At 51.4% G+C, this 3,046-nt stretch carries 1 rRNA gene; it reads left to right on the plus strand.

What is annotated here, in order from left to right:
- The first annotated feature begins 77 nt into the window (after positions 1-77).
- Positions 78-2,969, plus strand: a 23S ribosomal RNA gene (locus AC07OP_RS31570).
- The last annotated feature ends 77 nt before the right edge of the window (positions 2,970-3,046 follow it).

A 3,046-nucleotide genomic window follows, 5' to 3' on the forward strand; every position in this document is an offset into this window, starting at 1 on the left:
GTAGCTCTTAATTGAGTATGATCGAATTTTCGGCGAATGTCGTCTTCACAGTATAACCAGATTGCTTGGGGTTATATGGTCAAGTGAAGAAGCGCATACGGTGGATGCCTTGGCAGTCAGAGGCGATGAAAGACGTGGTAGCCTGCGAAAAGCTTCGGGGAGTCGGCAAACAGACTTTGATCCGGAGATGTCTGAATGGGGGAACCCAGCCATCATAAGATGGTTATCTTGTACTGAATACATAGGTGCAAGAGGCGAACCAGGGGAACTGAAACATCTAAGTACCCTGAGGAAAAGAAATCAACCGAGATTCCCTTAGTAGTGGCGAGCGAACGGGGACTAGCCCTTAAGTGGCTTTGAGATTAGCGGAACGCTCTGGAAAGTGCGGCCATAGTGGGTGATAGCCCTGTACGCGAAAATCTCTTAGTCATGAAATCGAGTAGGACGGAGCACGAGAAACTTTGTCTGAATATGGGGGGACCATCCTCCAAGGCTAAATACTACTGACTGACCGATAGTGAACTAGTACCGTGAGGGAAAGGCGAAAAGAACCCCGGAGAGGGGAGTGAAATAGATCCTGAAACCGTATGCGTACAAGCAGTGGGAGCCCACTTTGTTGGGTGACTGCGTACCTTTTGTATAATGGGTCAGCGACTTATTTTCAGTGGCGAGCTTAACCGAATAGGGGAGGCGTAGCGAAAGCGAGTCTTAATAGGGCGTCTAGTCGCTGGGAATAGACCCGAAACCGGGCGATCTATCCATGGGCAGGTTGAAGGTTGGGTAACACTAACTGGAGGACCGAACCGACTACCGTTGAAAAGTTAGCGGATGACCTGTGGATCGGAGTGAAAGGCTAATCAAGCTCGGAGATAGCTGGTTCTCCTCGAAAGCTATTTAGGTAGCGCCTCATGTATCACTGTAGGGGGTAGAGCACTGTTTCGGCTAGGGGGTCATCCCGACTTACCAAACCGATGCAAACTCCGAATACCTACAAGTGCCGAGCATGGGAGACACACGGCGGGTGCTAACGTCCGTCGTGAAAAGGGAAACAACCCAGACCGTCAGCTAAGGTCCCAAAGTTATGGTTAAGTGGGAAACGATGTGGGAAGGCTTAGACAGCTAGGAGGTTGGCTTAGAAGCAGCCACCCTTTAAAGAAAGCGTAATAGCTCACTAGTCGAGTCGGCCTGCGCGGAAGATGTAACGGGGCTCAAACCATACACCGAAGCTACGGGTATCACGTAAGTGATGCGGTAGAGGAGCGTTCTGTAAGCCTGTGAAGGTGAGTTGAGAAGCTTGCTGGAGGTATCAGAAGTGCGAATGCTGACATGAGTAACGATAATGGGTGTGAAAAACACCCACGCCGAAAGACCAAGGTTTCCTGCGCAACGTTAATCGACGCAGGGTTAGTCGGTCCCTAAGGCGAGGCTGAAAAGCGTAGTCGATGGAAAACAGGTTAATATTCCTGTACTTCTGGTTATTGCGATGGAGGGACGGAGAAGGCTAGGCCAGCTTGGCGTTGGTTGTCCAAGTTTAAGGTGGTAGGCTGAGATCTTAGGTAAATCCGGGATCTTAAGGCCGAGAGCTGATGACGAGTTAACTTTTAGTTAACGAAGTGGTTGATGCCATGCTTCCAAGAAAAGCTTCTAAGCTTCAGGTAACCAGGAACCGTACCCCAAACCGACACAGGTGGTTGGGTAGAGAATACCAAGGCGCTTGAGAGAACTCGGGTGAAGGAACTAGGCAAAATGGCACCGTAACTTCGGGAGAAGGTGCGCCGGTGAGGGTGAAGGACTTGCTCCGTAAGCCCATGCCGGTCGAAGATACCAGGCCGCTGCGACTGTTTATTAAAAACACAGCACTCTGCAAACACGAAAGTGGACGTATAGGGTGTGACGCCTGCCCGGTGCCGGAAGGTTAATTGATGGGGTTAGCTAACGCGAAGCTCTTGATCGAAGCCCCGGTAAACGGCGGCCGTAACTATAACGGTCCTAAGGTAGCGAAATTCCTTGTCGGGTAAGTTCCGACCTGCACGAATGGCGTAACGATGGCGGCGCTGTCTCCACCCGAGACTCAGTGAAATTGAAATCGCTGTGAAGATGCAGTGTATCCGCGGCTAGACGGAAAGACCCCGTGAACCTTTACTATAGCTTTGCACTGGACTTTGAATTTGCTTGTGTAGGATAGGTGGGAGGCTTTGAAGCGTGGACGCCAGTCTGCGTGGAGCCAACCTTGAAATACCACCCTGGCAACTTTGAGGTTCTAACTCAGGTCCGTTATCCGGATCGAGGACAGTGTATGGTGGGTAGTTTGACTGGGGCGGTCTCCTCCTAAAGAGTAACGGAGGAGTACGAAGGTGCGCTCAGACCGGTCGGAAATCGGTCGTAGAGTATAAAGGCAAAAGCGCGCTTGACTGCGAGACAGACACGTCGAGCAGGTACGAAAGTAGGTCTTAGTGATCCGGTGGTTCTGTATGGAAGGGCCATCGCTCAACGGATAAAAGGTACTCCGGGGATAACAGGCTGATACCGCCCAAGAGTTCATATCGACGGCGGTGTTTGGCACCTCGATGTCGGCTCATCACATCCTGGGGCTGAAGCCGGTCCCAAGGGTATGGCTGTTCGCCATTTAAAGTGGTACGCGAGCTGGGTTTAGAACGTCGTGAGACAGTTCGGTCCCTATCTGCCGTGGACGTTTGAGATTTGAGAGGGGCTGCTCCTAGTACGAGAGGACCGGAGTGGACGAACCTCTGGTGTTCCGGTTGTCACGCCAGTGGCATTGCCGGGTAGCTATGTTCGGAATAGATAACCGCTGAAAGCATCTAAGCGGGAAACTAGCCTCAAGATGAGATCTCACTGGGACCTTGAGTCCCCTGAAGGGCCGTCGAAGACTACGACGTTGATAGGTTGGGTGTGTAAGCGCTGTGAGGCGTTGAGCTAACCAATACTAATTGCCCGTGAGGCTTGACCATATAACACCCAAGCAATTTGACTACTCGAAAGAGCATCAGATTGCGGTGTGTGAAGACGCAATGAACCGAAAGTTCGA

This window comes from Pseudomonas sp. GW821-FHT09D08, from assembly GCF_059416305.1.